This is a genomic window from Variovorax sp. Soil_C_39 (assembly GCF_057656815.1).
Map to the genome: position 1 here is coordinate 12,339 of NZ_JBDGJQ010000004.1, position 26,473 is coordinate 38,811.

At 70.0% G+C, this 26,473-nt stretch carries 28 protein-coding genes; 13 read left to right on the forward strand and 15 right to left on the reverse strand.

Going from position 1 to position 26,473, the window contains the following annotated elements:
- Positions 1-46: 46 nt before the first annotated feature.
- From AC3A6J_RS11505 to AC3A6J_RS11535, 7 genes are all read right to left on the reverse strand, one after another.
- On the reverse strand, positions 47-1,033 hold the full coding sequence (locus AC3A6J_RS11505; protein ID WP_487860070.1) for a FecR domain-containing protein: 987 nt from the start codon (positions 1,031-1,033) through the stop codon (positions 47-49).
- Between the two features lie 19 nt (positions 1,034-1,052).
- On the reverse strand, positions 1,053-1,559 hold the full coding sequence (locus AC3A6J_RS11510; RefSeq protein ID WP_487860071.1) for a sigma-70 family RNA polymerase sigma factor: 507 nt from the start codon (positions 1,557-1,559) through the stop codon (positions 1,053-1,055).
- A 146-nt stretch (positions 1,560-1,705) separates the two neighbouring features.
- Positions 1,706-2,017 (reverse strand): type II toxin-antitoxin system RelE/ParE family toxin, encoded by a 312-nt coding sequence (locus tag AC3A6J_RS11515; protein ID WP_487860072.1) that lies wholly within the window; start codon positions 2,015-2,017, stop codon positions 1,706-1,708.
- Positions 2,014-2,316 carry a YlcI/YnfO family protein gene (locus AC3A6J_RS11520; protein ID WP_487860073.1) on the reverse strand — a complete coding sequence of 101 codons (303 nt, stop codon included), beginning with the start codon at positions 2,314-2,316 and terminating at the stop codon, positions 2,014-2,016. The genes AC3A6J_RS11515 and AC3A6J_RS11520 overlap by 4 nt, the downstream gene beginning before the upstream one ends.
- A 116-nt stretch (positions 2,317-2,432) precedes the next feature.
- On the reverse strand, positions 2,433-3,158 hold the full coding sequence (locus tag AC3A6J_RS11525; protein WP_487860074.1) for a DJ-1/PfpI family protein: 726 nt from the start codon (positions 3,156-3,158) through the stop codon (positions 2,433-2,435).
- Positions 3,155-3,547 carry a RidA family protein gene (locus AC3A6J_RS11530; RefSeq protein WP_487860075.1) on the reverse strand — a complete coding sequence of 131 codons (393 nt, stop codon included), beginning with the start codon at positions 3,545-3,547 and terminating at the stop codon, positions 3,155-3,157. Before AC3A6J_RS11530 ends, AC3A6J_RS11525 begins: the two co-directional genes overlap by 4 nt.
- 11 nt (positions 3,548-3,558) lie before the next feature.
- Positions 3,559-4,518, reverse strand: coding sequence for an AraC family transcriptional regulator (locus tag AC3A6J_RS11535; RefSeq protein WP_487860076.1), 960 nt, complete (start codon positions 4,516-4,518; stop codon positions 3,559-3,561).
- A gap of 221 nt (positions 4,519-4,739) precedes the next feature.
- Here AC3A6J_RS11535 and AC3A6J_RS11540 point away from each other — a divergent pair, with 221 nt between their 5' ends.
- The 4 genes from AC3A6J_RS11540 to AC3A6J_RS11555 are packed head-to-tail and all read left to right on the forward strand — an operon-like array spanning position 4,740 to position 7,268.
- Positions 4,740-5,723: a tripartite tricarboxylate transporter substrate-binding protein gene (locus AC3A6J_RS11540; protein WP_487860077.1), complete on the forward strand. Its 984-nt coding sequence runs from the start codon at positions 4,740-4,742 to the stop codon at positions 5,721-5,723.
- Positions 5,720-6,505: a creatininase family protein gene (locus AC3A6J_RS11545; RefSeq protein WP_487860078.1), complete on the forward strand. Its 786-nt coding sequence runs from the start codon at positions 5,720-5,722 to the stop codon at positions 6,503-6,505. Before AC3A6J_RS11540 ends, AC3A6J_RS11545 begins: the two co-directional genes overlap by 4 nt.
- A complete protein-coding gene (locus AC3A6J_RS11550; protein WP_487860079.1) occupies positions 6,502-6,843 on the forward strand; it encodes a DUF3817 domain-containing protein in 342 nt (113 codons plus the stop codon). The genes AC3A6J_RS11545 and AC3A6J_RS11550 overlap by 4 nt, the downstream gene beginning before the upstream one ends.
- Entirely contained in the window at positions 6,840-7,268 is a 429-nt protein-coding gene (locus AC3A6J_RS11555) for a hypothetical protein (protein WP_487860080.1), read from the forward strand. The genes AC3A6J_RS11550 and AC3A6J_RS11555 overlap by 4 nt, the downstream gene beginning before the upstream one ends.
- 28 nt (positions 7,269-7,296) lie before the next feature.
- On the opposite strand, the gene AC3A6J_RS11560 is transcribed toward AC3A6J_RS11555, so the two are convergent.
- Entirely contained in the window at positions 7,297-8,232 is a 936-nt protein-coding gene (locus AC3A6J_RS11560; RefSeq protein WP_487860081.1) for a LysR family transcriptional regulator, read from the reverse strand.
- Positions 8,233-8,320: 88 nt separating this feature from the next.
- Between AC3A6J_RS11560 and AC3A6J_RS11565 the strand changes: the two genes are divergently transcribed.
- From AC3A6J_RS11565 to AC3A6J_RS11580, 4 genes are all read left to right on the forward strand, one after another.
- Complete coding sequence (locus AC3A6J_RS11565) at positions 8,321-9,538, forward strand: CaiB/BaiF CoA transferase family protein (RefSeq protein ID WP_487860082.1); 1,218 nt, start codon at positions 8,321-8,323, stop codon at positions 9,536-9,538.
- Between the two features lie 33 nt (positions 9,539-9,571).
- Positions 9,572-10,552, forward strand: coding sequence for a Bug family tripartite tricarboxylate transporter substrate binding protein (locus tag AC3A6J_RS11570; protein ID WP_487860083.1), 981 nt, complete (start codon positions 9,572-9,574; stop codon positions 10,550-10,552).
- A 13-nt stretch (positions 10,553-10,565) separates the two neighbouring features.
- Positions 10,566-12,317, forward strand: coding sequence for a carboxylesterase/lipase family protein (locus AC3A6J_RS11575; protein WP_487860084.1), 1,752 nt, complete (start codon positions 10,566-10,568; stop codon positions 12,315-12,317).
- 85 nt (positions 12,318-12,402) lie between these two features.
- Entirely contained in the window at positions 12,403-13,194 is a 792-nt protein-coding gene (locus AC3A6J_RS11580; protein ID WP_487860085.1) for a DUF3750 domain-containing protein, read from the forward strand.
- An 88-nt stretch (positions 13,195-13,282) separates the two neighbouring features.
- On the opposite strand, the gene AC3A6J_RS11585 is transcribed toward AC3A6J_RS11580, so the two are convergent.
- Positions 13,283-13,825, reverse strand: coding sequence for an SLOG cluster 4 domain-containing protein (locus tag AC3A6J_RS11585; RefSeq protein ID WP_487860086.1), 543 nt, complete (start codon positions 13,823-13,825; stop codon positions 13,283-13,285).
- A gap of 541 nt (positions 13,826-14,366) precedes the next feature.
- On the opposite strand from AC3A6J_RS11585, the gene AC3A6J_RS11590 reads away from it, so the two are divergent.
- Positions 14,367-15,359, forward strand: coding sequence for a YihY/virulence factor BrkB family protein (locus AC3A6J_RS11590; RefSeq protein ID WP_487860087.1), 993 nt, complete (start codon positions 14,367-14,369; stop codon positions 15,357-15,359).
- On the opposite strand, the gene AC3A6J_RS11595 is transcribed toward AC3A6J_RS11590, so the two are convergent.
- The 4 genes from AC3A6J_RS11595 to AC3A6J_RS11610 are packed head-to-tail and all read right to left on the reverse strand — an operon-like array spanning position 15,347 to position 19,695.
- Positions 15,347-17,587 carry a xanthine dehydrogenase family protein molybdopterin-binding subunit gene (locus AC3A6J_RS11595; protein WP_487860088.1) on the reverse strand — a complete coding sequence of 747 codons (2,241 nt, stop codon included), beginning with the start codon at positions 17,585-17,587 and terminating at the stop codon, positions 15,347-15,349. The genes AC3A6J_RS11590 and AC3A6J_RS11595 overlap by 13 nt on opposite strands.
- A 4-nt stretch (positions 17,588-17,591) precedes the next feature.
- Positions 17,592-18,587 carry an FAD binding domain-containing protein gene (locus AC3A6J_RS11600; protein WP_487860089.1) on the reverse strand — a complete coding sequence of 332 codons (996 nt, stop codon included), beginning with the start codon at positions 18,585-18,587 and terminating at the stop codon, positions 17,592-17,594.
- Positions 18,580-19,206 (reverse strand): (2Fe-2S)-binding protein, encoded by a 627-nt coding sequence (locus AC3A6J_RS11605; RefSeq protein ID WP_487860090.1) that lies wholly within the window; start codon positions 19,204-19,206, stop codon positions 18,580-18,582. Before AC3A6J_RS11605 ends, AC3A6J_RS11600 begins: the two co-directional genes overlap by 8 nt.
- Before the next feature lie 30 nt (positions 19,207-19,236).
- A complete protein-coding gene (locus AC3A6J_RS11610) occupies positions 19,237-19,695 on the reverse strand; it encodes a DoxX family protein (protein ID WP_487860091.1) in 459 nt (152 codons plus the stop codon).
- 118 nt (positions 19,696-19,813) lie between these two features.
- On the opposite strand from AC3A6J_RS11610, the gene AC3A6J_RS11615 reads away from it, so the two are divergent.
- From AC3A6J_RS11615 to AC3A6J_RS11625, 3 genes are all read left to right on the forward strand, one after another.
- Entirely contained in the window at positions 19,814-20,737 is a 924-nt protein-coding gene (locus AC3A6J_RS11615; RefSeq protein WP_487860092.1) for a LysR family transcriptional regulator, read from the forward strand.
- Complete coding sequence (locus tag AC3A6J_RS11620) at positions 20,734-21,525, forward strand: aminoglycoside adenylyltransferase family protein (protein WP_487860093.1); 792 nt, start codon at positions 20,734-20,736, stop codon at positions 21,523-21,525. The genes AC3A6J_RS11615 and AC3A6J_RS11620 overlap by 4 nt, the downstream gene beginning before the upstream one ends.
- A gap of 270 nt (positions 21,526-21,795) precedes the next feature.
- Positions 21,796-22,542 carry a LuxR C-terminal-related transcriptional regulator gene (locus AC3A6J_RS11625; protein ID WP_487860094.1) on the forward strand — a complete coding sequence of 249 codons (747 nt, stop codon included), beginning with the start codon at positions 21,796-21,798 and terminating at the stop codon, positions 22,540-22,542.
- Here the strand turns inward: AC3A6J_RS11625 and AC3A6J_RS11630 are convergent.
- Positions 22,539-23,402, reverse strand: a complete 864-nt coding sequence (locus AC3A6J_RS11630) for a mechanosensitive ion channel family protein (RefSeq protein WP_487860095.1) — start codon at positions 23,400-23,402, stop codon at positions 22,539-22,541. The genes AC3A6J_RS11625 and AC3A6J_RS11630 overlap by 4 nt on opposite strands.
- A 243-nt stretch (positions 23,403-23,645) precedes the next feature.
- On the opposite strand from AC3A6J_RS11630, the gene treF reads away from it, so the two are divergent.
- Positions 23,646-25,301 (forward strand): alpha,alpha-trehalase TreF, encoded by a 1,656-nt coding sequence (gene treF, locus AC3A6J_RS11635; protein WP_487860096.1) that lies wholly within the window; start codon positions 23,646-23,648, stop codon positions 25,299-25,301.
- Here the strand turns inward: treF and AC3A6J_RS11640 are convergent.
- Positions 25,274-26,434, reverse strand: a complete 1,161-nt coding sequence (locus AC3A6J_RS11640) for a hypothetical protein (protein WP_487860097.1) — start codon at positions 26,432-26,434, stop codon at positions 25,274-25,276. The genes treF and AC3A6J_RS11640 overlap by 28 nt on opposite strands.
- Positions 26,435-26,473: the final 39 nt, after the last annotated feature.

A 26,473-nucleotide genomic window follows, 5' to 3' on the forward strand; every position in this document is an offset into this window, starting at 1 on the left:
AAAAGTGATCACCCTCGCGGCATTTTTTTATCTGCCGCGCTTTCATTCATTCGAACGGCGCCGGGCGCGGCCCCACCGTGACCCAATAGCGCGTGGTCCGCTCGATGCGCAGCGGCAGCGAGCGCGCGAGCAGGTCCAGGCCGGCGTCGGTGTCGGCCAGCGACACGGCACCGGACACTCGCAGCTCGGCCACCGCCGGGTCGCAGCGCAGCACGCCGCTGCGGTGTCGGCTCATCTCGGCCAGCACATCGGCCAGCCGCATGTTCCTGGCGAGCAGCATGCCGCGCTCCCAGAGCGCGGCGTTGTCGTCGACGGGCGCTTCGGTACCGATGCGCCCGGCATCGAAGTCGGCCTGCCCGCCGGCACGCAGCACGCGCGTCGCGCCATCCGCGGCGCGGATCTCGACGGCCTTCTCGAACACCGCCACGCGTGTGGTGCTGTCGTCGAGCCGGCGCACGCTGAAGCGGGTGCCCATCGCGCGCACCGTGCCTTGCGGCGTCTGCACCAGGAACGGCCGCGTGACTGGCGACGGATCGGCATGCGTGCTGACCAGCACTTCGCCCGCATGCAGCCGGATGCGCCGTTCGGCAGCCGAGAAGACGATGTCCACCGCGCTCGCGGTGTTGAGCACCAGCCGCGAGCCATCCGCCAGCGTCATCGACCGGCGCTCGCCGCGGGCCGTGGCGACATCCGGCGCCCACTCCTGCCAGGGCATGCGCTGCCACGCGAGCCAGCCGGCCGGCACGGCGAGCAGCAGCAGCGGCCCCAGCACGCCGAGCGCACGGCGGCGTCCGGGCCGCTGCAATGCGCGAAACGCGTCCTTGCCGATGGCCGGCGGCACTTGCGCAAACACCCCGAGCGTCGCCTCGGCCCGCGACCAGGCCTCGGCGTGCGCGGGACTCTGCCGGCGCCAGCGTTCGAAGTCGCCGTTCACCTTCGCGGCATCGCCGCCATAGCGCAGCGTCATCACCCAGTCGGCGGCCTCGCCGATGAGCGCAGGGTCCGGCGCGTTCGACGGCTGCGGGTCCTTCATCGCGCAATGCGGCCGGCGCTCACGCGACCGACATGCAGGCGACGAGCGCCTTGTGGACATGGCGCCGCACCGTGATCACGGGCATGGCCATGCGCTCCGAGATCTGCTGCAGCGTGAGTCCGTCGAACTGCGCGAGCAGGAAGACCTGGCGCGTGCGCTCCGGCAGGCTCGCAAGCATCGCCTCGATGCGCAGCAGCGATTCAACGATCAGCAGCCGCGCCTCGGGCGACGGCGCCTCGGGCTCGGGCAGGTGTGCAATCGCTTCGAGATACGCCCGCTCCACCTCGCGGCGGCGCCAGTGGTCCGCCACCAGCCCCTTGGCGACATGGGTCAGGAAGGCGCGCGGTTCATCGCCGAGGCTCGCGCTGCTGCGCGAGGACGCCATCAGCCGCACGAAGGTGTCGTGCGCCAGGTCGGCCGCATCGCACGCATCGCCGAGCCGGCGGCGCAGCCACGCGAGCAGCCAGCCATGGTGGTCGCTGTAGAGAACTTCGATGGGCTCGAGGGGTGGGCGCGCCGCGGACATGGAGGGGTTCCGCGAGGCGGTCCCGTGAAAGTGGATGAGAATCGTTTGCAATTATATTGCGCGACTCGGGATTTCATCGGATCCGGCGATCAGGCGGCACTTCTCTGCCCGTGTTCCATCGGGCCGGGCCCTCGCTCCGGCCTCCCTCAGTGATAGTCGTCCTCTCGCTGATGCCGGATGGCCGACACCACGATCTCCCGCTCACTGACGATATGGAACAAGGCGACGTAGCCCGAGGCGCCGAATGGGATCACGAGTTCTCGCTCCAAGCGGTCGTCGAAGGCAATTCGACACGTGAAAGGGTTGGACTCCAAGATGCGGAACTCTCTTCGGATGGCCTGCAGTGCGCGGTCCGGCAGATCCCAGTCTGCGTGCTTGAGAGCAGCTTCCAGGAGAAAGGCTTCAAGACGCTGGAGGTCTTCCAACGCCTCGCGCGTCAAGCGCACGGCATAAGTCACGCGGCCCGTTTGGAGAGATCACTGCCGCTCTGCCCGGTCGCCTCGCGCGCGGTATCGAGCCGGGATTTCATCGCCTCGAGAACCTCGTCTGCCGCATAGAACTCGCCCGATTCGAGTGCGCGGGCGAGCGAGGCACGGCCACGCGCCACGAAATCTTGTTGTGCCTTGCGACGCCGAGCGGCATCCGTCGCGGCCTGCTCGACGAAATGCGACAGCGTTTCGCCTTCGAGCAGCACGCCCTCGATCTCTGCTCGAACCGCAGCCGTCACGCGAACCGGAGGAAGTTGAGCGGTCTTCATCGGCAGATTGTATAGCAATTGCTATGCTTCTCCGCCTGCCCGGCTCCGCGCGCGCTGGGCATTCGAGGATCCCGAAAGAGGTGATCCTCAGAAAGTGGCTGACGCGCCCGGCCGCATCACGCCGCCCAGCCCGCCTTCTGCACCGCACGCCTCGCCGCGGCCAGCCTCGCCTGCGTGGCGGGCCTCAGCTTCTCGCGGACGCCGGCAACCAGTTCGGGCGGCGCAAGCCTCGGCGAGCCGACGTTGTGGGGCGGATGCGGGTCATATTCCATCGCCAGCTGCATGGCCTTCGCAAGGCCGCTGCCATGCAGCTGCTCGGCTACCACAAGGCCGAAGTCCAGGCCCGCGGTCACGCCGCCGCCCGTGATGCGGTTGCGGTCGATCACGACGCGCTCGTCGACCGGCTCGGCGCCCAGCAGGGGCAGCACCTCCATCGCAGCCCAGTGGGTGGCGGCCTTGTAGCCGCGCAGGAGCCCGGCCGCCCCGAGCACCAGCGCGCCGGTGCACACCGAAGTGACCCATTGCGCCTCGGACGCCCGGCTGGCGAAGAATTGCAGCACCTCCTCGTCCTCCATCAGCGCAGTAACGCCCGGCCCGCCGCCGATGAACAGGAGATCGAGCTTCGGCGCGCCGGCCAGCGTGGTCGTGGGCGTTTCCTGAAAGCCGAGATCGGTCTTCACCGGTGCCAGCGTCTTGCCGATGACATGGACCTGTGCGCCCGGCATGCGGGCGAACACATCGAGCGGCGCCGCGAAGTCGAGCGCCGTCATGCCCTCGAAGATCACCATGCCGATCTGGAATGCCGCGGACCCGGCGCCCGGCTGGTGAGCCTCGCTGCTCACGCGCCCTCCGCCGCAGCCACGCATTCGATCTCGAGCAGCATCCTGGGATCGGGCAGCGCCGCCACCACGCAGGTGGTGCGCGCAGGGTACGGTGCAGGGCCGAACGCCTTCGCGTAGCGCTCGTTCATCTCCTGCACATCCTCCGCGCGCGTCAGGAGCATGTTGACCTTGACGATGGAGCGCATCGAGGCCCCGCCGCGCGCCAGGATCTGGTGCAGGTTCGCTACCGCCTGATCGAACTGCTTGCCGAAGTCGCCCGTGTCGATGCCGCCTCCCGGGTGGTATCCGGGCGTGCCGGAGACGAACAACAGGTCGCCCACCCGCGCGGCAGCGGACAGGGGCGGCGTGGGCATGTCGGCCGCAGCCGGGAAGTACTCGATGGTTGGCATGGTGAAGGTTTCTAGAGGGTGGAAAAAAACGATCGCAGCGTCTGCGCCGGCGTCTCGCCGTGCTGGCGCTGGTACTGCGCGGCGAAGTGCCCCGCATGGAGGAAGCCCCAGCGCCGTGCGACGTCGCCCACACTGTCGTGGCCCTTGCGGAGATCCTCCCGCGCGGCGGCAAGGCGCGCCTGCCGCACATAGGCGGCCGGCGTGGTCTGGCGATACTGCCGGAAGCCGTCGAACAGGGTGCGCACGCTCACCTGGGAATGGCGCGCCATTTCCTCGACGCTGACAGCGCGCGTGAGCGAGCGCTGGACAAGCTCTTCGGCCAGACGCACGTGCCGCGGCGCGCCAGGCGCAGCGGGCCGCCGGAGTTCGTCGCTGTAGCTGTTGGGCAGGGCCAGCAGCATGGTAGCCACCGCCATCTCCTCGAGCGCCTTCAGCGCGGGCGCGGGGACCTCGCCCTGCGGGTGGCGCTGCAGCGCCTCCAGCGCCCCGGCGACGGGCGCCCACGCAGCCCATGCCGGGGTTCCCTCGTCGATCGATGGCTGGAACACGAGTTCGCGCACCGGCTTGCGGCCCAGGGCTTGCTCCAGCCAGGAGAGCAGCCTGGAGATCCGCACGCGCAGCACCAGCGCGTCCAGGTGCGGACTGCATTGCAGCTGCCTCACCCGCCGCACGTCGACGAGGCCGAAGTGGCGCCCGTCGAGCGGGTTGTTGCCCCATGCATAGCTGGCGACACCGCTGCCGGCCTGCGGCATCTGCACCAGCAGCACCTCGGCCCGTTCCTCGGGACGCACGAGTGCCGACGCACCATAGGCCAGCTGGCTCACGGACACATCGTCCGTGAGGTTGCGGATGGAGAACCGCAGGCGCAGCGCCTCGCCACGCGCCAGCGTCACCGAGTGGGCGGACCACTCCCGGTTCAGGATGCCCGAACCTTCTTCGAGCGACGAACTGGTGTAAGTGCGGTAGTGCATTCGCGACTCCTTGTGCGGCTGGCGCAATTCTGCGCCGGCTGCCGCCGGGGCATGCCCGAATCGGCAGACAAGGCCGCCGATCGGCAGCCGCATGCTTCGAACGAGCGAAAGCGCTGCCGAAACCGGATCGGCTTCGCACGCATCAGGCAGCGCCCGCGCATGCGAAACCTAGAGTCCACCGCGAGTCGACACATCCCCAGCGCGACTCGTACGGAGGCTCCATGCACCACTTAAACGCCACTTCCATCCTTGCCCGCCTGCTGATCGCGACCGCGCTGCTGCTGATGCTGCTGCACAGTCCTGCGTCGGCGCAGGCGCACACCGGAGCGATCACCCTGGTGGTCGGCTTTCCCGCCGGCGGCACTGCCGATCTCGGCGCGCGCATCCTCGCGGAAAAGCTGTCACCCTTGCTGGGGCAGCCGGTCATCGTCGACAACCGTGCCGGGGCCGGCGGGCAGATCGCCGCGCGCCACGTCAAGGCTGCGAAGCCCGACGGATCGGTGCTCTTCCTCACCAACGGCCACACGGTCGTCACCGTGCCCCAGGTGCTGAAGTCGGCCGGATTCGACACCGCGGCCGATCTGCGCCCGGTGGCGCAGGTCGCCGACTTCGAGCTCGCGCTCGTGGCCCATCCAGCCTCCGGCGCGAAAAGCCTGCGCGACCTGATGGCGCATTTCGCCCGCACGCCCACCGCACGCCTCATCGCCGTGCCCGCACCGGGCAGCACACCGGAGTTCATCGTGGGGCGCATGGCCCAGCTGCTCGAGGCCGACGTGCAGCCGGTGCCCTACCGCGGCGCGGCGCCCGCGGTGCAGGACCTGCTGGGCGGCCAGGTGGTCGCGGCGGTGTTGCCGGTCGGCGATGTGCTGCCGTACCAGAAGGCCGGGCGCATCACGGCGCTGGCCGTCACCCGCCCGACGCCGTTGCTGCCGGGCGTGCCGGCGTTCGGCGACCTCGGGCTGCCGGAGCTCGCGGCCAGCGACTTTCTCGCGGTCTACGCGCCGGCCAGGATGAATGATGCCAACGTGCAACGCTACAACGATGCGATCCGGCAGGTGCTGGCGATGCCCGCCGTGATCGAGAAGATCCGCGCCCATGGCCTGCAGCCGCGCTCGGGCACGCCCGAGCAGATGGATGCGCGCTACCGCGAATCCGCCGCGCAGGTCCGGCAGTTGATCGCCGCAGTCGGGTACAAGCCCCAATGAGCGCGGCAGCGAACGGGCGCCCGGTTCTGTGGAGCGACCTGAAGACGCCGGACTTTCCTGCCGAAGCGCGTGAGCGCTGCGTGGTGATCTTGCCGATCGGCTCGACCGAGCAGCACGGGCCGCACCTGCCCGTGCAGGTCGATACGCTGCTCGCTTCGGAGGTTGCGCTGCGCACGGCGCGCCGTGTGCCTGCATCCACGCCAGTGCTGGTCCTTCCGCCCTTGTGGATCTCGCTCGCCGAGCACCACATGGGAATGGCCGGCAGCCTCACGCTCGACTTCGCCACGCTGCACGCCTTTGTGCGCTGTGTCGTGGTGTCGCTGCAGCGGCAAGGCTATCGGCGCGTGCTGCTGCTCAACGGGCATGGCGGCAACATCTCGGCACTGAACACCATCGTCGACTTGCTGGCCATCGAGACCTCGCTCCCCGTGGCGAGCGCAACCTACTGGATGGTGGCGGCAGCCGCGTTCGGCCGCATCCTCACCTCGCAGGACAACCTGCTGCATGCCTGCGAGGCAGAGACCTCGATGCTCATGCATCTGCGCCCCGATCTGGTCGATGCGTCCGCGGCGCAGGCGGTGCGTGCGCCCGCACGCGGTTTCCTGGAGCCGCTCGGGACACACCGCTGGCGGCCCATCGGGCACTGGTCCTGCAGCGGCGTGGTGGGCACACCGCGCTCGGCCTCGGCAGAAAAGGGCGAGCGCCTGCTCGATGCGGCCGGCGATGCGCTCGCGGCCGCCGTCAGCGACGGCTCGCTCTGGCCTGAAGGAAGCGCTGCATGAGCCCTGCCGACGAGACGGCCAAGCTCCACCTGGCGCTGCTGTCGCGATTGCGCTGGGCCGGCCTGTTCGAAGGCGCCACGCTCGTCGTGCTGGTGCTGCTGGCCGTGCCGTTGAAGCACTTGGCAGATGAGCCGCGACTCGTTTCCCTCGTCGGGCCGCTGCATGGGGTTGCCTTCCTCGTGTACGCCTGGACGCTGGTGCAGTCCATCGGGGCAGGCCTCTGGGCAAAGCGGCAAGCATGGCGCCTGGCCGCAGGGGCCTTGCTGCCGTTCGGCGCGTGGCTCAACGATGGCCTCATCCGAGCACGCCTGTGGGCGCTTTCGCCGGTGCAACGATGATCGCGGGTTCGTACTACATGGCGCTGAAGGCCGCGCATCTGGCGGCGGTGTTCACCTGGCTCAGCGGCACGCTGCTGGCCGCATGGGCGCTGCGGGTCGGACAGCCTGGGGCCACGCTCGATCCCGCGGCAAGGCGGTTCGTGCTGTCGGTTGTGCGCTGGAATCGCTTCGTGACAACGCCGGGGCTCGCGCTGGCATGGCTGCTGGGGCTGACACTGGCGCGGCTCGGCGAATGGCCGCCCGCGCCATGGCTGCTGGCCAAGGTCGTGCTGGCGCTCGCCCTGGCCGGCCTCTACGGCTATTTCACCGGGAAGCTCCGGAAAGCGGTTGCATCGGCGGCCGACGAGGGGTCGCCGCTGCTCTCCATTGCCGTTCTTGTGCTGGCTGCATGCGCCATCGGCCTGGCGGTCATCAAGCCGCGCTAGCAGTCTGCACATGCGAAGGTTGGAGCGATCAACCCACCTTCCGCACCGCCCGCGCAAACGCCTGCACCACCGCCGGCTGCGGGCCCGCACCGCGCCGCGTGAAGAGCCCCAGCGACGGCAGCGCCACGACCGGCCCCACGCGCAGGCGCCGCACGTCGCCGCGCGCGACCTCGTCGCGGGCATGGTCGAGGCGCACCGCGCAGAGCAGCGTCGCGTCAAGGCGCAGCAGCGCGCCGATGGTGACCGACGACATCGCCTCGACGGCCGCTTCGGGCGGATCGACGCCTTCGTTGAGGAACGCGGTCATGAAGGCCTGGCGCACCAGCGTCTCCTTCGGCGGTGCCACCCAGGCGGCGGCGCACAGCTCGGACCAGCGCAGGCCGCGCCGCCGCGCGAGCGGGTTGGACGCGGCCGCCAGCACGCAGAGCTGGTCTTCCACCAGCACCTCCGACTGCAGCAGCGGCAGCTGGTCGCCGGCCATGAGCTCGGGCGTGATGGCGCCGAAGACGCAGTCGAGCTCGCCGTCGAGCAGGCGCTGGATCAGCTCGCGCACGCGGCCCTCGGTGATGCGCACCGCGGTGCCGGGCATGCGCGCGCGCAGCTGCACGATGGCGGCGGGCACGGTCGCCGTGACCGACGGCGCGCCCAGGCGCAGCACCGCGGTGGCGCCGTCGCCAAGCGCCGCCAGGTCGTCGCCGATGCGGCCGAGTTCGTTCAGCACCACGCGCGCACGGTAGATCGCCGCCAGGCCGAGCGCATTGGCACGCACGCCCTGGTGGCTGCGCTCGAAGAGCCGCGCGCCGAGGGCGCCCTCGATCTCGCCGAGCATCTTGCTGATGGCGGGCTGGCTCAGGCTGAGGCGCGTCGCGGTGCCGCGCACGGTGCCGGCATCGCCGAGCGTGACCAGCAGTTCGAGGTGCCGCAACCGAAGGCGGCGCAGCAGATAGTCGGTGCCAGGGGCCATGTGTGTCTCCAGGGCGATCACGTTGAGTGATCGCCACCTCACGATTTTTGAATTTTCAGGAATACTGCCGGGCGCTATTGTCCGTCGCATGAACATGGCGCAAGACAAGGTTTCCGCAACGGCGCACGCGATACCGCCCCTGCAGGGCGTGCGCGTGCTCGACCTCGGGCAGTACATCGCCGGCCCCGGCGCGGCGATGGTGCTGCGCGAGCTCGGCGCCGCCGTCACCAAGGTCGAGCCGCTCGCGGGCGACCAGGCGCGGCACATCGGCCGCTACGGCGAATCGATGATCCGTGCCTACAACCGCGGCAAGCGGTCGATGGCGCTCGACCTGCGCAGCGACGCCGGCAAGGAAGCCGCCTGGCGCCTGGTCGCTGCCAGCGACGTGGTGATCCAGAACCTGCGCCCCGGCGTGGTCGACACGCTCGGGCTGGGCCCGCGCGCGGTGCGCGAGCGCTTTCCGCGCATCGTGTACCTCTCGATCTCGGGCTTTCCGGCGCGCAGCCCGTCGCGCGACCGACCGGGCTACGACATCGCGGCGCAGGCCGAAAGCGGCCTGATGTCGGTCACGGGCGAGCCCGACCGGCCGCCGCAGAAGGTCGGCGTGCCGATCGTCGACGCGGCCGCCGCGCACCTCGGCGCGCAGGCGGTGCTGGCCGCGCTGTACGGTCGCGAGCGCAGCGGCATCGGCGAGACCCTCGAGACCTCGCTGTTCGAGGTGGCGCTGCACCTGCAGGCGACCAGCTGGAGCGACTACCTCGGCGGCGCGCCCGAACCCGTGCGCCGGGGCGACGGGCAGCCGCACAACGCACCGGCGGCCGAGGTCGTGCCCACGCGCGACGGCCACATCGTGCTGTCGGCCTACGCCGAGGAACATTGGGCCCGCTTCTGCCGCGTGGTCGGCCGCGAGGCGCTGGTGGCCGACGCGCGCTTTGCCACCAATGCGCTGCGCGTCGCGAACCGGCCTGCGCTGCGTGCGGTGCTGCGCGAGTGCCTCTCGGGCCTGAGCAGCGAGCAGTGCGTGGCGCTGCTCGGGCGCGAGCAGATCGTCTCGGGCGCGGTGCGCAGCTACAGCCAGGTGCGCGCATCGCCCGACTTCAACGAATGCGGGCTGCTGGTCGACGCGGTGGGCGCCGACGGTGCGCGCTACCAGGCGCTCGGCCTGCCCTATCGGCTCGGCGACGCGCCCCCTGCAGCGCCACCGGCCGCACCGGCCTGCGGCGCCGACAGCGATGCGGTGCTGGCCGAACTCGGCTACAACGCGGCGCAGGTCGCAGCGATGCGCAGCGCCGGCGCCGTGGCCTGACGACCATCGAACCCGAAAAGAAGGAGACACCCCATGATTCCCCAAAGAAGGCGGATGCTCGGCGCCGCAGCCGCGGGCCTTGCGGCTTCCATCGCCGGCCTGCCGGCCTACGCCCAGGCCTGGCCCGCGCGGCCGGTGCGCCTGGTGTCTCCCTACGGCCCGGGCGGCTCCAACGACATCCTCACGCGGCTGCTCGGCGACCATCTGGCGCGCCGTCTCGGCCAGGGCGTGGTCATCGAGAACAAGGCCGGCGCGGGCACGCGCATCGCCAACGAGTACATCGCGCACGCACCGCCCGACGGCTACACGCTGCTGCATGCGGCCGCACCGATCGCGATCGGCGAGGCGCTGTACCCCAAGCTGCCCTATGACGTGAAGAAGAACTTCGCGCCGATCGTGAGCACCGCCATCGCGCCGCTGTTCCTCGTCACGAACACCGCGGCGCCGTACAAGACGCTGGCCGAGTTCATCCGCCACGGCAAGGCCTCGTCCAAGGGGCTGACCTTCGGCTCGCCGGGCGCCGGCTCAGCCCCTCACCTGACGGCCGAGATGCTGCTTCGGCAATCGGGCACGCCGGGCATCGTGGTGCAGTACCGCGGCGACGCGCCCGCCTATGCTGAACTGCTGGCCGGGCGCATCGACGCCACGCTCACCGCCGTGTCGACCGCGGTACCGCACATTCAGGCCGGCAAGCTGCGCGTGCTCGCGGTCAGCACCGAGGCACGCACGCCGGTCTACCCGAGCGCGCCGACGCTGCGCGAACTCGGGCTCGCCAACGTGGTCGGCTATGGCTGGTACGGGCTGATGGCGCCCGCGGGCACGCCGGCGGCCATCCTCGAGCGGCTCAATACCGAGATCAATGCCGCGCTCGCGGACCCCGAGATCCGCAAGAAGGCCGAGGCCGCGGGGCTGGAACTGCGCGGCGGCACGGCGCAGGCCTTCGCCGATTTCATCGCGGGCGAGACGCGCAAGTGGGCGCAGATCATCAAGGCCGCGAACATCACGGCCGAATGAACGCCAGCCGAACATGAACCGATTTCACTACGGCCTTGCCGCAGCCATCGCGCTCGTGCTGCTCCAGGGTTGCGTCGGCGTTGCGACAAAAGCGCCCGCAGGCGTGGTGCGCGAGACCGCGCTCGGCCCGGTCGTGGGCCGCGACGACGGCGCCGGCACGCTCAGCTGGAAGGGCATTCCGTTCGCGAAGCCGCCCGTGGGCGAACTGCGCTGGAAGGCGCCCGCGGACCCTGAACGCTGGACGGCGCCGCGGCAGGCGCTCGACTTCGCACCGGCCTGCGTCCAGACCGGCCGCCTCTACGGCCCCGGGCGCCACAACCGCTACGACGAGACCATCGGCGAGACGCTCGGGCAGACGCTCGGCGCCGAGGACTGCCTCTACCTGAACATCTGGGCGCCGGCCTCGCGCGCTGCTGCCGCAGCCGCACCGCGGCCGGTGATCGTCTGGGTGCATGGCGGCAGCAACATCACGGGCTACACCGCCGACCCGGTGTACGACGGCGCCGCGCTCGCGCGCGGCCAGGACGCGGTGGTGGTCTCGGTCAACTACCGCCTCGGCATCTTCGGCTTCCTCGACCTCGCCGCGCTCAAGACCGGCAACGCCGGGGAGGACGCCGGCAACTTCGCGCTGCTCGACATCGTGAAGGCGCTCGAGTTCGTCCAGCGTCACATCGCGGCCTTCGGCGGCGACCCGTCGCGCGTCACCCTGATGGGCCAGTCCGCCGGCGCGGTGAACGTGTATGCGCTCCTCACCTCGCCGATGCTCGTGGCGCGCCCCGCGCCGCCGCTGTTCCACCGGCTCGTCGCATTGAGCGGCGGCATCTCCACGCCCGCCACGCTGCCCGCGGGCGCCATCGCCGCGATCCAGCCCCGGGCCCTCTGGGCCGAGCGCGGTGAACAGCTGCTGCTGCAGTCGCTCATCGCCGATGGCGTGGCCGCCGATGAAGCGGCCGCCCGCGAGCGCGTGAGCGCCGCGCGCGGCACGCCCGCCATGGCCGCCCACCTGCGCGGCCGCCCGGCCGACGCACTGCTGTCGGTCGTGCGCACCCGCCTCGCGTCCAAGGGCATGGCCGCATCGAACCCCATTCCCGACGGCTGGGTCGTCGCGCAGGACCCGATCCACGCCATCCGCGACGGACGCTACCTCGCGGTGCCCGTGCTCGCGGGCAAGACGCGCGACGAGACCCGCCTGTTCCCGCAACTGCTCGCCATGCGCCCCGCGTTCGGCGGCGTGAGCGGGCGGCTGCTCGACGATGCGGCGGTGTTCGCGCTGGTGTCGCGCTACGCGCCCGACGCGCCACCCGCCACGTCGATTGGGCAGTGGATTCCGCAGGCCTACCTGCCGGTCGACCGGCCCGGCACCGGCTTCATCGCGCGCACCGCAGCGCTCGACCGCCTCTGGTTCGACGCGATGCGCAACGACGTGCTCGATGCGCTGCGTTCGCGCCAGCAGGCAGTCTGGGCCTACGACTTCGACTGGGACCGCCTGCCGCCGCCGTTCGACATGGTCTTCGGCGCTGCCCACACCTTCGACCTGCCGTTCGTGTTCGGCAACTTCGGGCCGTCGCTCTACGCGAACATCCTCTTCACGGCGCAGAACCGGCCCGGCCGGCTGGCGCTGTCTGCGCAGATGATGCGCAGCCTCGGCGCGTTCGCGCGCGACGGCAGCCCCGTGCACCCGGGGCTCGGCGCCACGTGGGCGCCTTGGCCGTCACGCATCGTGTTCGATGCGGACGACGCGAACGCGCGCGTATCGGCGAAGTAGCGCAGCCGCGCCTCGAAGTCGTCGCCAAGCTCCTCATCGCTGCGCATCGCCTGGATGGCGGGTGCGCCGCGGGCATACTGGCGCAATGACCGATGCACCGTCTTCTCTCCTGGTCCGCAAGCGCGTGCCTCGCTGGGCGCGTTGGCCACTGGGATTGTTGTGCCTGCTTGCGATGCTGATGCTCGGCCCGATCGGCGTGCTGGCCTCCGGTAGCTTGGATCTCGACACGCCATGGCACATGAGGAGTCGGGACAGCACCGGGCAAGCACCCGACCCTTCGGTCGAGCGCGGTGCGGTGGTGCAGGTCTACGGCGCCCGGATCGTTCGATGGCGCGGCGCCTTCGGCATCCATCCCTGGATCGCGGTGAAACGCGCTGGCTCGGAGCTTTACACCACCTATCACATCGTCGGCTGGCGGGCCCGCCGCGGCGGAGATGCCTTGGTCACCAGCGAAGTGCACGCGCCGGACATGCTTTGGTATGGCGCCTATCCGCAATTGCTTGCGGACCACCGGGGCATCCAGGCAGAAGCCATGATCGAGCAGATCGAATCGGCCGTGGCGGCCTACCCATGGCGCGAGTCTTACCGCCTTTGGCCCGGCCCCAACAGCAATACGTTCGTGGCCTGGGTGGCCCGGCAGGTGCCTGCGCTGCGATTGGACCTGCCACCCACCGCGATCGGCAAGGACTATCTGGGCGCGACCACGTTCATCGACCATGCGCCCAGCGGCACGGGCTGGCAGTTGTCGCTGGCGGGGCTGGTCGGTGTGACGGTGGCCCGCGATGAGGGCTTGGAATTGAACCTGCTGGGCCTTGGCTTCGGAATCGACGTCGACGATCAGGCCTTGCGGTTGCCAGGTTTTGGCCGGCTGCCGTGATGTCGTTCGCATTCAAAGTCGTTGGACGTGTTCTGGTGCTTGGATTGAATGCGACTCTGGGGCTGCGTCAACTCCTGCACATCCTCATTTATCCTTGAGGAAGCCACCCTGCGCCTGGCACCAACCCGAGGTTTCGCAATTGCGCCTCGAGCTCTGCCATGTTGGTCCAAGGCAAGATCTGAGATTTCTTGCGCTCGTCCGGCGGATTCGACGGCAGACCGTCAGACCATCCTCCGTGACCTACGAGGGGCAGCAGTGGACGGCCATGCAGCCACGCAAGGCAAACCTCCGAAATAGTGCCGGCTCTCCCGCCGATGACGATGCAGGCATCGCCGGACAAGGCCATCAGCAAGTTACGGGCATCACCCATGCCGCAAGGCACAACCACCGTTGCAGGCCAATCCGGGGGCGGCATGTGATCAGGCGGGACGATGCTCAATACCAGGCCGCCCGCCGCCATTGCACGCTCTGCAGCGACCCTCGTTGCGGGGCTGCCGCAACCGCTCACCAGGGTCATGCCAAGTGAAGCCAACAGCTCACCCGCCTCCGCGGCGCATTCGTACGCCGAAGAGCCCGATTCGGCGCTGCCAAGTACGCAGATTTGAGGGCGTCGAGATACTTGTGGTGTCATGGTCGAGCGTCAGGTCTCTTGAGGATGGGGGGCAAGTACGGAAACAAGGTGGTGCACCGAGAATTCTTTGACTTCGGAGTGCGTCGAAGGATGAAAGAAATATTAGCCAGTTCCAAGCGGTCAGTGCGCATACGCTGCCGATGATCAGGACCAGCCCTCGACGTGGCGCACGCGGTTGCGGCCGTCGCGCTTGGCGACGTACAGCGCGCGGCAGGGTCCGTACTCTGGTTCAACGTGGATTCCTTCTTGCTGGTGCCGCGCAGGAGCGTACGTCCCTGGGGTGACGCAAATCGTACAAGCTCGGCGGGCAGTGGCCTACGCCGGCGGATCAGCGCCGGCAATGACCTGCGAGGTAGTTGAGGCGGTCGGGCGGCGCCGCGATGATCCGGCCCAGCATGCGTATTCAGCGGACGACGCTCACGCGCTGCCGCTGCGCAGGTGGCCGGGCTTTCTGTAGGTTCGCGGCTACCCTTTCGGACGGCGCACGCGCACGACAGCGCGCCGCCAAGGTGCCAGAGTGGCGGTGCTCTGGAGCGATCTCTTGGACAAGACCACGTCGTCCTCTTCCTCTTCTTCTGCGCCGTCCAAGGCCGGGCAGCTCCTGCGCCTGTGCAAGGACGCGGTCATGGCGTGGATCGACGACCTCGCGCCGAGCATGGGCGCGGCGATCGCCTACTACACCACCTTCTCGCTCGCACCCTTGCTCGTGATCGTGATCGCAGTGGCGGGAACCATCTTCGGACCGGAAGCCGTGCAGGGACAGATCGCCGCGCAGCTCTCCGATCTCATCGGCCAGGAAGGCGCGGTCGCGGTACAGGGACTCATCCGCAGCGCCAGCGAGCCATCGCGCGGCCTCGTCGCGGGCGCGGTCAGCATCGTCGTGCTGCTCATCGGCGCGACCACGGTGTTCGCCGAGCTGCAGTCGGCGCTCGATCGCATCTGGCACGTGCCCGAACGCGCGAAGCCGCAGGGCGTCTGGGGCATCCTGCGCGCACGCGTGCTGTCGTTCGGGCTGATCCTCGGCCTGGCGTTCCTGCTGATGGTGTCGCTGATCGTGAGCACGGGGCTTGCGGCGCTGGGCAGCTGGAGCGAGGGCCTGTTCCCCGGATGGGAAGTGCTGCTGCAGGCGGTGAACATGCTGGTGTCGCTCGCGATCCTCACGCTGCTGTTCGCGATGATCTTCAAGCTGATGCCGAGCACCCGGATCGACTGGCGCGACGTCTGGGTCGGCGCGGCCGTCACCGCGGTGCTGTTCGAGGTCGGCAAGGTGCTGATCGGGCTGTACATCGGCAAGAGCGGCGTGCGCGAGTCGCTCGCGGCGGCCGGCTCGTTCGTGGTGCTGCTCGCGTGGGTCTACTACGCGGCCCAGATCTTCCTGCTCGGCGCGGAGTTCACCAAGGTCTATGCGAGCGCGCACGGATCGGTGGCCGCGACGAAGGCTCAGGAGGCCACGGAACATGCGGCGCGGCAGGTGGAGGCCGGCACGGATGCGGTGGCGCGTGGCGGCCCGGCGCAGTCGCCTCACACCTCGTAGAGATCCTCCAGCATCACCGGCAGCCTCCGCAGCCGCTTGCCAGTCGCATGGAACACCGCGTTCACGATGGCCGGGGCCACGCCCACCATCGCGACCTCGCCGAGCCCCTTGGCGCCCAGCGCGTTGAAGCGCAGGTCGGGCTGGCCCACGAAGTCGACCTGGATGCTGCCGATGTCGGCCGCCACCGGCAGCACGTATTCGGCGAGATCGGCATTCAGGAAGCCACCGTGGCGCGGATCGACCTCGCTCAGCTCGCGCAGCGCGGCGCCGATGCCCCAGACCACGCCGCCCTCGACCTGGCTGCGCGCGGTGCGCGGGCTCACGACCGTGCCGCAGTCGGCCACGCTGACGACGCGCGGCACGCGGATGCGCCGCGTGGTCGGCTCGATGCGCACCTCGACGAAGTGCGCGATGAAGCTGAAGGCGACGAAGTCGGGGTACACCGGGCCCGCCGCTGCCGGCAGCCCGCCCGTGAGCCGGCCATAGACCTGCTCGGGCTGACCCGGTGCGCGGCGCCGGCTCTGGGCTTCGGCAAAGGGCCGACCCGATGCGCGCAGCAGCGCCACGGCCGCGGCATTCGGCGCCTGCGCCGCCGCCCCCACCGCGCCCGCGTGCTGGCGCAGGTCGTCCATCAGGCGCTCGATGGCCTCCGCCACGGGCGGCAGCGCAGTCGCGGTGCCCCATGAGCCGGCCGTCAGATGCTGCGGCGCGGCGGCGGTGTCGCCGAGCGCGATCTCGACCGCCGCCATCGACGTGCCGAGCGCGCGCGCCACGGTGACGGCAATCGCGGTGCGCAAGCCCTGCCCCATCTCATGGCCGCCGACGGCCACGCGCACCGTGCCGTCGGCGCGCAGCCGCACGGTCGCGATCGCGGGCGCCATCGCGGCCTTGTAGATGCCGAGCGCCACGCCCCAGCCGATCTGGCTGCCATCGGCCGCGCGCATCGAACCGGGGGCCATCGTGCGGCGCTGCCAGCCGAACATCTCGCTGCCCCGCATGAGGCATTCGCGCACGTGGCGCGACGAGAACGGCTTGCCGGTCAGCGGATCGGCCACCGCATCGTTGGCGAGCCGGAAGGCCACCGGGTCGCGGTCGAGCGCATAGGCCAGTTCGTCGATCGCGCTCTCGAAGGCGAAGGCGGCGGGATGCTCGAATGGGGCGCGCATGTAGCCCGGCGTCTGCACGTCGGTGCGCACCAGCCGCTCGCGGCCCAGGAAGTGCTGCACGCCATAAAGGCGCGAGGTGATCTCGGTGCCGACCGAGGGGAACAGGTCGTGCCGCGAGGTCTGCTGGTCGATCTCGTGCACCGCCGCGAGCAGGCGCCCGCTGCGGTCCGCGCCCAGCCGCACGCGGTGGCGGCTCGCGGGGCGGAAGCTGGCGTTGTGGAACAGCTGCGCACGCGTCATCACGAGCTTGACCGGCCGGCCGAGCTGGCGCGCGGCCAGCGCCACCAGCGCGGTGTGCGACTGCAGCGAGTTCTTCTGGCCGAAGCCGCCGCCGAGCGTGGGCGAGAGAACGCGCACCCTCGCGGGCTCGATGCCGAGTTGCTTCGCCAAGCCATGGCGCACGCTCTCGGCGTTCTGCGTCGGCTCCTGGACCGTCAGCTGGCCCTCGTTCCATTCGGCCACGGTGGCGATGATCTCCATCGGATTCTGGTGCTGCGGCGGGAGTTCGTAGCGCAGGTCGACGCCGACCTCGGCACGCGCGAGCGCGGCCTCGGCGTCGCCCACGCGGCGGTCGGCGAACATCGGCTGCGGCAGCACGGCCGACTGCGCGAGCGGCTCGGCATCGGTCGTGGCGAGCGTCGCGGCGAACGGTGCGGCCTCGTAGGCCACCACCACCAGCGCCGCGGCTTCGCGTGCCGCCTCGAGCGTGTCGGCCACCACCATCGCCACGCTCTGGACGCGGTAGGCGATCTGGTCGGAACGCAGCGGATAGAAGCTCTGGAAGCCGAAGCCCCCCGCCATCAGGAAGCCGCCGGTGTCGAGCGCGCCGATGTTCTCGTGCGTCAGCACGCTGCGCACGCCCCGCACGCGCAGCGCGGCCGTGGTGTCGATGCGCACGATGCGCCCGCGCGCGATGCGCGACGACACCAGCGCCGCATGCAGCATGCCGGCGCGCACGTCGTCGGCGGCGTAGCGCGTGGCGCCGCGCACCTTGTCGCGTGCGTCGACGCGTTCGATGCCGGGGCGCGGCTTGCGCGCGGGTGCAATGAGGGTTGTTGCCATCGGTTCAGCTCCTGTCCTTGGCCAGCATGAGTGCGTCGGTCACGGTCTCGATGCCGAGCGCGACCTTGAAAGCGTTGTGCGACAACGGCTGCGCATGCGCGAACGCCAGCTTCGCCGCCTGCCGCGCCGCCGCGCGCGTGAGCGGCCGGCCTACCAGGCTGCGTTCGGCCTCGGTCGCGCGCCACGGCCGCGTGGCGACGCCGCCCAGCGCGATGCGCGCATCGGCCACGCGGTTCCCCTGCAGGTGCACCGCCACCGCAGCCGACGCGAGCGCGAAGGCATACGACTCGCGGTCGCGGATCTTGTGGTACGTCGATGCCCGGCCGACCGGCCCGCGCGGCACGCGGATGCGCACGATGAGCTCGTCGTCGGCCAGCACCGTTTCCAGGTGCGGCGTGCTGCCGGGCGCGCGGTGCAGTTCGCGCACCGGCACCGACCGCTCGCCGCGCGGGCTCAGCGTGTCGACCACCGCATCGAAGGCCGCGAGCGCAACCGCCATGTCGCCCGGGTAGACGGCCACACAGGCCTCGCTGCCGCCGAGCACCGCATGGCCCCGGTTCTGCCCGCCGAGTGCCGCGCAGCCGCTGCCCGGCACGCGCTTGTTGCATGCGAATTCGGGCCCGCCACGGAAGTACGCGCAGCGCGTGCGCTGCAGCAGGTTGCCGCCCACGGTCGCCATGTTGCGCAGCTGCTGCGAGGCGGCCTTCGACAGCGACTCCGACAGCGCAGGAAACTCGCGCCGCACCGTGTCGTGCGCCGCCACGTCGCTCATCAGCGCGAGCGCACCGATGTGCAGCGTGTCGCGGCGGCTGGTGTCGATGGTGCGCAGGCCTTCGATGCGCGTGATGTCGATGACCGTGGCGGGCGCCTCCACGCCGAGCTTCATCAGGTCGAACAGCGTGGTGCCGCCGGCAAAGTAGCGCGCGCCGGGCGCGTGGCGCGCATGCAGCGCGATGGCTTCGCCGGTGTCGCGCGGGCGAAGGTAGGCAAAGTCACGCATGGCGGCGACCCTCCAGGCGCTGCATCTGCGGCGCCGCGGCGCGGATCGCCTCGAGGATGGCCACGTAGGCGCCGCAGCGGCAGATGTTGCCGCTCATGGATTCGCGGATCTGCGCGTCGCTCGTTGTGTTGCCTTCGCGCACGCAGGCGATCGCTGCCATCACCTGGCCCGGCGTGCAGTAGCCGCACTGCAGCGCATCGTGGTCGATGAAGGCCTGCTGCATCGGGTGCAGCGTGCCGTCGGGCGATGCGATGCCTTCGATGGTGGTCACGGCGCAGCCGTCGGTCTTGACTGCGAGCGTCAGGCACGAGGCCACGCGGCGCCCATCGACATGCACCGTGCAGGCGCCGCACTGGCCATGGTCGCAGCCCTTCTTGGCCCCGGTCAGGCCCAACTGCTCGCGCAGCATGTCGAGCAGCGAGGTGCGCGGCTGCAGGTTCAACTGATGCGCCTGGCCGTTCACGGTGATGCGCGTGGGCTGCGTGCCTTCGTGCGGATCGGTCGCTGGGGTTGTAGCGTCGGCGGCGTTGGCCGCGCCCGTGGCGGCACCGCCCATGCCGGCAGCGGTGGCCATCATGAAGGTGCGCCGGCGCACCGGCGGCATGTGCAGGGGGTTCATCGTGGGCGTCCTTCTTGTTGCGGTTGGCGTTCAGGCGCGGCGCGCGAGCCAGCCGTCGAGCGAGGCGCGGCCGCCGCCGCGCATGGCGATGAGCAGCGCGGCGACCGCCAGCATCAGCGGGTACTCGAAGCCGCGGTCGATCCAGGGAAAGGTCGGCGCCAGCAGCCAGCAGATGACGAGCATCTGCACCACCACCATCGGCGCCACCCAGCGCGTGAGCAGGCCAAGCGCCAGCATCAGCCCGCCGACGCCTTCGAGCAGCGCGATGAACCAGCCGATCGCCAGCGGCGCGGGCAGGTGCAGCACATTGCCGATCAGATGCACCGAGCCCGCCATCGGGTCGGCCATGCTGCCGTGGCTGCGGCCCAGCAGCTTGGGAATGCCGTGGGTCATGAGCATCAGCCCGAAGGCTGCGCGCAGCAGCAGGTAACTCCACGGCTCGAGCCGTTCGCAAAGGCTGCGCAGTCGCGCCGAAATCGCTGCTTGCATCGGGTGCACTCCTCAAAGGGTTGGAACAAGCACGGAGTCTGGCTGTTCAATCGCTCTGAATAAATGCAGCAATGTTGTCAATACAATTCAACCAGCATCAACAATCAGGCCGATTCCAATGGACCGTTTCGACACCATGCAGCTGTTCACGCGCATCGTCGACTTGGGCAGCTTCACGCAGGCTGCCGCGGCGCTCGACATTCCGCGGGCCACGGCGACCCATGCGATCAAACAGCTCGAGGTGCGGCTGCAGGTCCGCCTGCTCGAGCGCACCACGCGCCAGGTGCGCACCACCGTCGACGGGCTGGCTTTCTACGAGCGCTGCCGCCATCTGCTGCACGAGCTGGAAGATGCCGAATCCTCGCTCGCGCAGCACGCCATCAACCCGCGCGGCCGGCTGCGCATCGACATCCATGGCGCACCCGCCAACGACATCGTGCTGCCGCGCATCGGCGAATTCCATGCGCGCTATCCGCACATCGAGCTCGCGATCGGCAGCGGCGACCGGCTCGTCGACCTGGTGCGCGAAGGGGTCGATTGCGTGGTGCGCGCGGGCGAGCCGAAGGACTCGTCGCTGGTCACGCGGCGCCTTGCGCTCATTCCGCAGGTCACCTGCGCGAGCCCCGGCTACCTTGCCGCGCACGGCACGCCGCTGCAGCCGGCGGACCTGGCGCAGCACTGGGGCGTCAACTTCTTCTCCTCGTCACGCGCCGGCGTCTTTCCTTATCTGTTCGAGGTCGACGGCCGCATCGAGCAACACCAGATGAAGGGCTGGATCAGCGTGAACAGCGCCGACAGCTACAAGACCTGCGCCGAACAGGGCTGCGGCATCATCCAGGTGCCGCGCTACGGCGTCGAGGCGCGGCTGCGGAAGGGCACGCTGGTCGAGATCCTCGCGCATGCGCCGTGCCCGCCGATGCTGTATTCGGTGCTGTATCCGCACCACCGGCTTCTGTCGCCGCGCGTGCGCGTGTTCATCGACTGGGTCACCCGCTGCTTCGATGAGCGCTTCGGCGGCGCGGCGATAGCATCGCCGCGATGAACGACACCATGCCCTCCGAGATCGGCCCGCAGCTCGCGGCCGCACGCAGGCTGATCGAACACCATCTCGGCGACACGCTGCGGGCCATCCACCTGTTCGGCTCCGCGCTCGACGGCGGCCTGATGCCGCGCAGCGACATCGACCTGCTGGTCACGGTGCGCGAGCCGCTCGCCGAGCCGGTGCGGCGCGCGCTGATGATGCAGCTGCTGCAAGTCTCGGCGCCGCCGGGCGTGCCCGGTGCGCTGCGTGCGCTCGAGGCGACCTTGCTCGTGCAGCGCGAGGTGGTGCCGTGGCGCTATCCGCCGCTGCGCGAGCTGCAGTTTGGCGAGTGGCTGCGCGACGAACTGCAGGCCGGCCACATCCCGCCGCCCGAAACGGACCCCGACATCGCCATCCTGCTGCGCAAGGTGTTGCAGCACAGCGTGGCGCTGGCCGGCCCGCCGGCCGCGCGCTGTTTCGATGCCGTGCCCGATTCCGATTTCAGGCAGGCGCTCGCGGACACCATCGCGCAATGGAACGGGCCCGACGACTGGCACGGCGACGAGTGCAACGTGGTGCTCGCGCTCGCGCGCATCTGGTTCAGCGCGGCCACCGGCGCCATAGCGCCGAAGCATGTGGCGGCCGCTTGGGCGCTCGAGCGCCTGCCCGAGGACGGACGGCAGGTGCTTGAGCGGGCGCAAGCCGCGTATCTCGGCGGCGGAAGCGACGACCTGGCGGATCTTCACGGCGAACCCGCTGCATTCGTGCGCCACGCCAAGGCCACGATCCAGGCCTGCCTGCGCGCCTGAACGAAGGCCGCGCACCCAAAAGGTGCTTCTCGTGCAGCCCATGCGGTCGCGATGCCGCGCCTTTCGGGAAGGCGCCCTCTCCTACATCGAAGGTGAACAAAGAACACTGCAATGATGGATTGTGCTTAAGCAATAACCCTTTAAGCGTTTCCCTCACGATTGCCTTTTGCAGGTCACCCTTTGGAATTCCTTTCCGCCGTTCCCAATCCGCGTCCGGTCTCGAGTGCCTTGGCACTGCTGGATTCCCGCCGAACCGAGCCACGCCAAGCGATGCAATCGGGGGGCGTCTGCCGGCCTGCAGAGCCCGATTGGCCGCCCCATCTGACGGGACAGGCACATGCCCCGGTGCGGGTGCTGCTGGTCGACGGCGACGAATTTGCGCGGCGTGTCATTGCCCAGGAGCTGCTGTCGGACATGCGCATCCGGCTCGAAGGCCAGGCCGCCAGCGCCGCCGTCGCGCGGCGGCTGATCGAGTCGCTCGACTTCGACGTGCTGATGATCGATCTGCATCTGCCGATCGGCGCCGGCCTCGGACTGATTCGCGATGCGCGCAGGCGGCACCGCCACTGCGAGATCATCGTGGTCTCGACGGTCGAGGACGATGCGCACGTGCTGCATGCGCTCAAGATCGGCGCCACCGGCTACCTTCTCAAGCGCGGAGGCATGCAGAGCTTTTCGCAGGCGGCGCTCCAGGTGGTCAACGGCGGGGCCGCGATCACGCCGAGCCTGACGCGGCGTCTGCTGCCACGCATGCTCCGGCCCGCGGACCACGCGGTATCGGCCGATCCGGTGCCCGACACCCTGCCCGGCGCGGTGTCCGGCAACGCGCTGCTCACTGCGCGCGAACGCGAGGTGCTTCGCTGCGTTTCGCGCGGTCACGTCTCCAGGGAGATCAGCGAGCAGCTCGGCATCACGCCGCAGACCGTCGATGCGCACGTCAAGAACATCTGCAAGAAGCTGCGCGTGCGCTCGCGCGCGCAAGCGGTGAGCAGCGCCACGCGCATGGGCCAGCTCTAGCCTGCGGCGTCCTGCGCAGCCAGCGCCGGCTTGGCCGGCTCGCGCTGCAGCCGCATCGGCATGGCCGGTGCCGAGCCGTCCTTGCCCACGCCGGCATAGACCGTGAGATGCGGGAACGGGATCTCGATGCCACGCTCGTCGAAGGCCGCCTTGAGGCGGCGCAGGAACTCGCGGCGCACCGTCCACTGCTGCGAAGGCGCCACCTTGAAGCGGCAGCGCAGCACCACGGCACTGTCGTCGAGGCGTTCGATGCCCGCGATCTCCAGGTCGTCGAGGATGCGCGCCGCATGCGCGGGGTCTTTCCGGAAGTCCGCGCCGACCTCGGCCATTACCGCCATCACTTCATCGACGTTCTCGCGGTACGACACGCCGACGTCGACCACGGACTGGGCGAACGAGCGGGACTTGTTGGTGACCGTGGTGATGAGCCCGTTAGGAATGAAGTGCACATTGCCGTCGTAGTCGCGCAGCCGCACATGGCGCAGCGTGACGTCCTCGACCGCGCCGCCGATGCCCGCGATCGTGACCACGTCGCCGGTGCGTATCTGGTCTTCGAACAGCAGGAAGAACCCCGTGAAGTAGTCTTTGACGAGGCTCTGCGCGCCGGAGCCGATCGCGAGGCCGACCACACCCGCCGCGCCGAGGATCGGCGCGATGGACACGCCCAATTCGCCCAGCACGAGCATCACCGCCACCGCGCTGACCACCAGCGCGATCAGGTAGCGCACCACGCGCCCAAGGGTTTCTGCACGGCTCACGCCGTCGGCACCGCCGAGGCGGCTCTGCACGCGAAGGCGCACGAGCCGCACGCCACGCTGCAGCACGACGATCGCGACCCATGCGAGCACGATGATCAGCACGATGCGTTAAGCGGAAAGGGCAGGCCCGCTCCAACGGGCCCAGTCGACGTTCTCGAGGTATGTCATGGCAACATTCATGGCCAATGCGACCGGCATGCCGGCGCGGAGTTCAATGCAAATACAGGGCGGTGCGTCGATCGGCGCTGTCGCCTGCTGCTCGATGGCCGGGGAACCCGGCCGGGATCGCGCACTCCATCAGACCATGCGATGCGAAGGAGGCTACCCCTGGAACGACACCCCACCATGAACGGCGGGCTTCCGCGCGCCGAACCGGCCGCGGGGCCAAAAGCCGACCATCTTACGCCCGCCGACAGGTACAAGGAGCTGTTCATCGCCGTGCAGAGCGGCGGCATCTTCGACGACAGCAAGACCTTCGTCGACTGCGCGCCGCGCCACGACCCCGAGCTGATCCTCGCGCGCTACCGCGCGGCCTGCAGGGACGACGGCTTCGACCTCGCGGGCTTCGTGCATGCGCACTTTCAGCTGCCCGCCGCGCACCGCGACGAATACGAGTCGGTGCCGGGGCAGGCGCTCGGCCGGCACATCGACGGGCTCTGGCCGGTGCTCACGCGGCGCCCGGTCGAGCATCCGAGCGGCGGCTCGGCGCTGCCGCTGCCGCACGACTACGTGGTGCCCGGCGGCCGCTTCCGCGAGCTCTATTACTGGGACTCGTACTTCCAGATGCTCGGCCTGGCCGAAGGCGGGCAGCCGCAGCTGCTGCGCAGCATGACCGACAACTTCGCGTACCTGATCGACACCTACGGCCATGTGCCGAACGGCACGCGCACCTACTACCTGAGCCGCTCGCAGCCCCCCGTCTTTGCATGGATGGCCGAGCTGTGCGAAGCGCACGGGGTGCAGGCGGCCGCCGCCTACCTGCCGCAGATGCTGCGCGAGCATGCGTACTGGATGGCCGGCGAATCGGGCATCGAGGCCGGCCAGGCGGTGCGGCGTCTCGTGCGGCTGCCCGATGGCAGCCTGCTCAACCGCTACTGGGACGACCGCGACACGCCGCGCGAGGAATCGTGGCTCGAGGACATGGGCACCGCCGACGGTGCCGACCGACCTGCCAGCGAGGTCTGGCGTGACCTGCGCGCCGCGGCCGAATCGGGCTGGGACTTCAGCACGCGCTGGCTGCGCGCGCCCGATGCGGCGGCGCCCGAGAGCCTGTTGCTGTCGCAGATCGACACTACCAGCATCCTGCCCGTCGACCTGAATGCCTTTCTCTTCAAGCTCGAACGCACGATCGCACGCCTGAGCCACGATGCCGACGACCCGCAGACGGCGAAGGCGTTCGAGCACCGCGCCGACGCCCGGCGCGACGCGATGGACCGCTTTCTGTGGAACGCGCGCGAAGGCGCCTACTTCGACCACGACTGGCGGCGCGGCCGGCAGCGCAGCTGCCTCACGGCCGCCACCGTGGCGCCGCTCTTCGCGCACGCCTGCAGTGCCCGCCAGGCCCATGCGGTGGCCTCGACCGTGCGCGAGCGCCTGCTGGCACCCGGCGGCCTCGCGACCACCGAGCTGCGCAGCGGCGAGCAGTGGGACCGGCCCAATGGCTGGGCGCCGCTGCAGTGGATGGCCGTGGTCGGGCTGGAGTCTTTCGCCGAGCACGCGCTAGCGCAGGAGATCCGCACGCGCTGGCTGCGCACCGTCTGCACGATCTACCGCCGCGAAGGCAAGCTGGTCGAGAAGTACCGGCTGCGCGAGATGCCTGCCGAGCACGTGGCCGGCGGCGGTGGCGGCGAATACCCGCTGCAGGACGGCTTCGGCTGGACCAACGGCGTGACGCGCATGTGGATCGGGCCCAGTGCCGGTGCGCGGTGGGGCAACGTCGAGCGCTGCGTCTCGCCCTCTGCCGTGGCGTCGCCTCAGGCGCCTGTGCTGCCGCCCGGCTGAAGGTCCAGCCGCAGCGCCGCGGCCTTGCCGTGCGCGAGATCGAGCGCGAAGCGCAGCCCCTCGGCGTCGGCAGTGAAGACGAGCTGCAGCTTTGCCGACATGCTTTCGACGGCCACTCGCGCGCCCTGCCAGGCCGCTGCCGCGTCGCGCGCCGAGACCGAGGCCATCTCGAGCGTCAGCCCCCGGCCGACCGAGGGCGAGCGCAGTCCGATGGCAGGCTGCCCCTCCAGATGCAACTGCACTCCCGGCACGGCAACCAGCCCTTCGCCGAGCCGCAGTTCGCCTGAAAGCGCGGTGCGGCCCAGCAGCAGCCGCGCCTGCTCGGTCAGCCCCTGCCCCGGCCCGACGCGGCCCTGGCGCAGCACCGACTCGGCGAACTCGCGCAGTTGCAGCTTGCCGCGCTCGGAGATCCAGGGCCCCAGCAACGCGCCGCGGTGCTCGAATTCCACGCCTGCCACCGGTGCCGCCGCGAACTGGTAGAGATAGCTGCGGCCGTTGGGCGCATCGACGTACACGCCCATCTTGCTCACGCCCATGCGCGAGTCGGGGCCCACGTGCTCGACCGTCGCATCGTTGAAGTCGATCCGGCCGCCGCGTATCGGCACCGTCACGTCGGCATCGAACAGCAGATGCGCATCGGTGATGCGGCTGCGCAGCGTGCCTTCGGCGTCCGACAACGGGCCGAGCTGCCATGCATCGGCGGCGGCCTGGCCCGCTGCGATGCCGGCTGCCGCCGCAGCAGCGCCGGCTGGCGGCGGCGAGGCTTCGCGCATCTTCTTCTGAAGCTGCGGGGGCATCGCCACCGGCCCCTGGAGCGCCAATCCGGAGAACGCGATGTCGGCCACCTCGACAGCGACCAGGCGTGGCATGCCGCTGTCGAGGCATACCCGGGCCGAGATTTCCTGCATGTCGATGCGATCGATTTCCAGCACGAATGGACCCGACACGAGCCGCAACGCCATCGCCTCGAGCCGCCGGATGCGAAGCTCGATCGTGCCGCCCTCGCCGGGCTGCCAGGTCATGCCCTCGAGCGTGCAGCGGTTGTGGCCGGCCGCACCGGGTTCGCTGCTAGTACCGCCGAATTCCGATTCGAGCAAGAGCCCGATGAGCGAAGCCGCGAGTGAGGAGGTCATGGGTACCTTCTACCAGGGCTTGCGGCGCTGCCAAGTCGG

Bases quoted from the DNA above. Each gene is read 5' to 3' on its own strand.
- AC3A6J_RS11565 (WP_487860082.1), top strand. From the start codon at position 8,321: ATGAACATGGCGCAAGACAAGGTTTCCGCAACGGCGCACGCGATACCG.
- AC3A6J_RS11545 (WP_487860078.1), top strand. From the start codon at position 5,720: ATGAGCGCGGCAGCGAACGGGCGCCCGGTTCTGTGGAGCGACCTGAAG.
- AC3A6J_RS11510 (WP_487860071.1), bottom strand. From the start codon at position 1,559: ATGTCCGCGGCGCGCCCACCCCTCGAGCCCATCGAAGTTCTCTACAGC.
- AC3A6J_RS11615 (WP_487860092.1), top strand. From the start codon at position 19,814: ATGGACCGTTTCGACACCATGCAGCTGTTCACGCGCATCGTCGACTTG.
- AC3A6J_RS11600 (WP_487860089.1), bottom strand. From the start codon at position 18,587: ATGCGTGACTTTGCCTACCTTCGCCCGCGCGACACCGGCGAAGCCATC.
- AC3A6J_RS11575 (WP_487860084.1), top strand. From the start codon at position 10,566: ATGAACCGATTTCACTACGGCCTTGCCGCAGCCATCGCGCTCGTGCTG.
- AC3A6J_RS11540 (WP_487860077.1), top strand. From the start codon at position 4,740: ATGCACCACTTAAACGCCACTTCCATCCTTGCCCGCCTGCTGATCGCG.
- AC3A6J_RS11605 (WP_487860090.1), bottom strand. From the start codon at position 19,206: ATGAACCCCCTGCACATGCCGCCGGTGCGCCGGCGCACCTTCATGATG.
- AC3A6J_RS11535 (WP_487860076.1), bottom strand. From the start codon at position 4,518: ATGCACTACCGCACTTACACCAGTTCGTCGCTCGAAGAAGGTTCGGGC.
- AC3A6J_RS11585 (WP_487860086.1), bottom strand. From the start codon at position 13,825: ATGACACCACAAGTATCTCGACGCCCTCAAATCTGCGTACTTGGCAGC.
- AC3A6J_RS11625 (WP_487860094.1), top strand. From the start codon at position 21,796: ATGCAATCGGGGGGCGTCTGCCGGCCTGCAGAGCCCGATTGGCCGCCC.
- AC3A6J_RS11555 (WP_487860080.1), top strand. From the start codon at position 6,840: ATGATCGCGGGTTCGTACTACATGGCGCTGAAGGCCGCGCATCTGGCG.
- AC3A6J_RS11520 (WP_487860073.1), bottom strand. From the start codon at position 2,316: ATGAAGACCGCTCAACTTCCTCCGGTTCGCGTGACGGCTGCGGTTCGA.
- AC3A6J_RS11640 (WP_487860097.1), bottom strand. From the start codon at position 26,434: ATGACCTCCTCACTCGCGGCTTCGCTCATCGGGCTCTTGCTCGAATCG.
- AC3A6J_RS11595 (WP_487860088.1), bottom strand. From the start codon at position 17,587: ATGGCAACAACCCTCATTGCACCCGCGCGCAAGCCGCGCCCCGGCATC.
- AC3A6J_RS11505 (WP_487860070.1), bottom strand. From the start codon at position 1,033: ATGAAGGACCCGCAGCCGTCGAACGCGCCGGACCCTGCGCTCATCGGC.
- AC3A6J_RS11580 (WP_487860085.1), top strand. From the start codon at position 12,403: ATGACCGATGCACCGTCTTCTCTCCTGGTCCGCAAGCGCGTGCCTCGC.
- AC3A6J_RS11530 (WP_487860075.1), bottom strand. From the start codon at position 3,547: ATGCCAACCATCGAGTACTTCCCGGCTGCGGCCGACATGCCCACGCCG.
- AC3A6J_RS11550 (WP_487860079.1), top strand. From the start codon at position 6,502: ATGAGCCCTGCCGACGAGACGGCCAAGCTCCACCTGGCGCTGCTGTCG.
- treF (WP_487860096.1), top strand. From the start codon at position 23,646: ATGAACGGCGGGCTTCCGCGCGCCGAACCGGCCGCGGGGCCAAAAGCC.
- AC3A6J_RS11620 (WP_487860093.1), top strand. From the start codon at position 20,734: ATGAACGACACCATGCCCTCCGAGATCGGCCCGCAGCTCGCGGCCGCA.
- AC3A6J_RS11560 (WP_487860081.1), bottom strand. From the start codon at position 8,232: ATGGCCCCTGGCACCGACTATCTGCTGCGCCGCCTTCGGTTGCGGCAC.
- AC3A6J_RS11610 (WP_487860091.1), bottom strand. From the start codon at position 19,695: ATGCAAGCAGCGATTTCGGCGCGACTGCGCAGCCTTTGCGAACGGCTC.
- AC3A6J_RS11570 (WP_487860083.1), top strand. From the start codon at position 9,572: ATGATTCCCCAAAGAAGGCGGATGCTCGGCGCCGCAGCCGCGGGCCTT.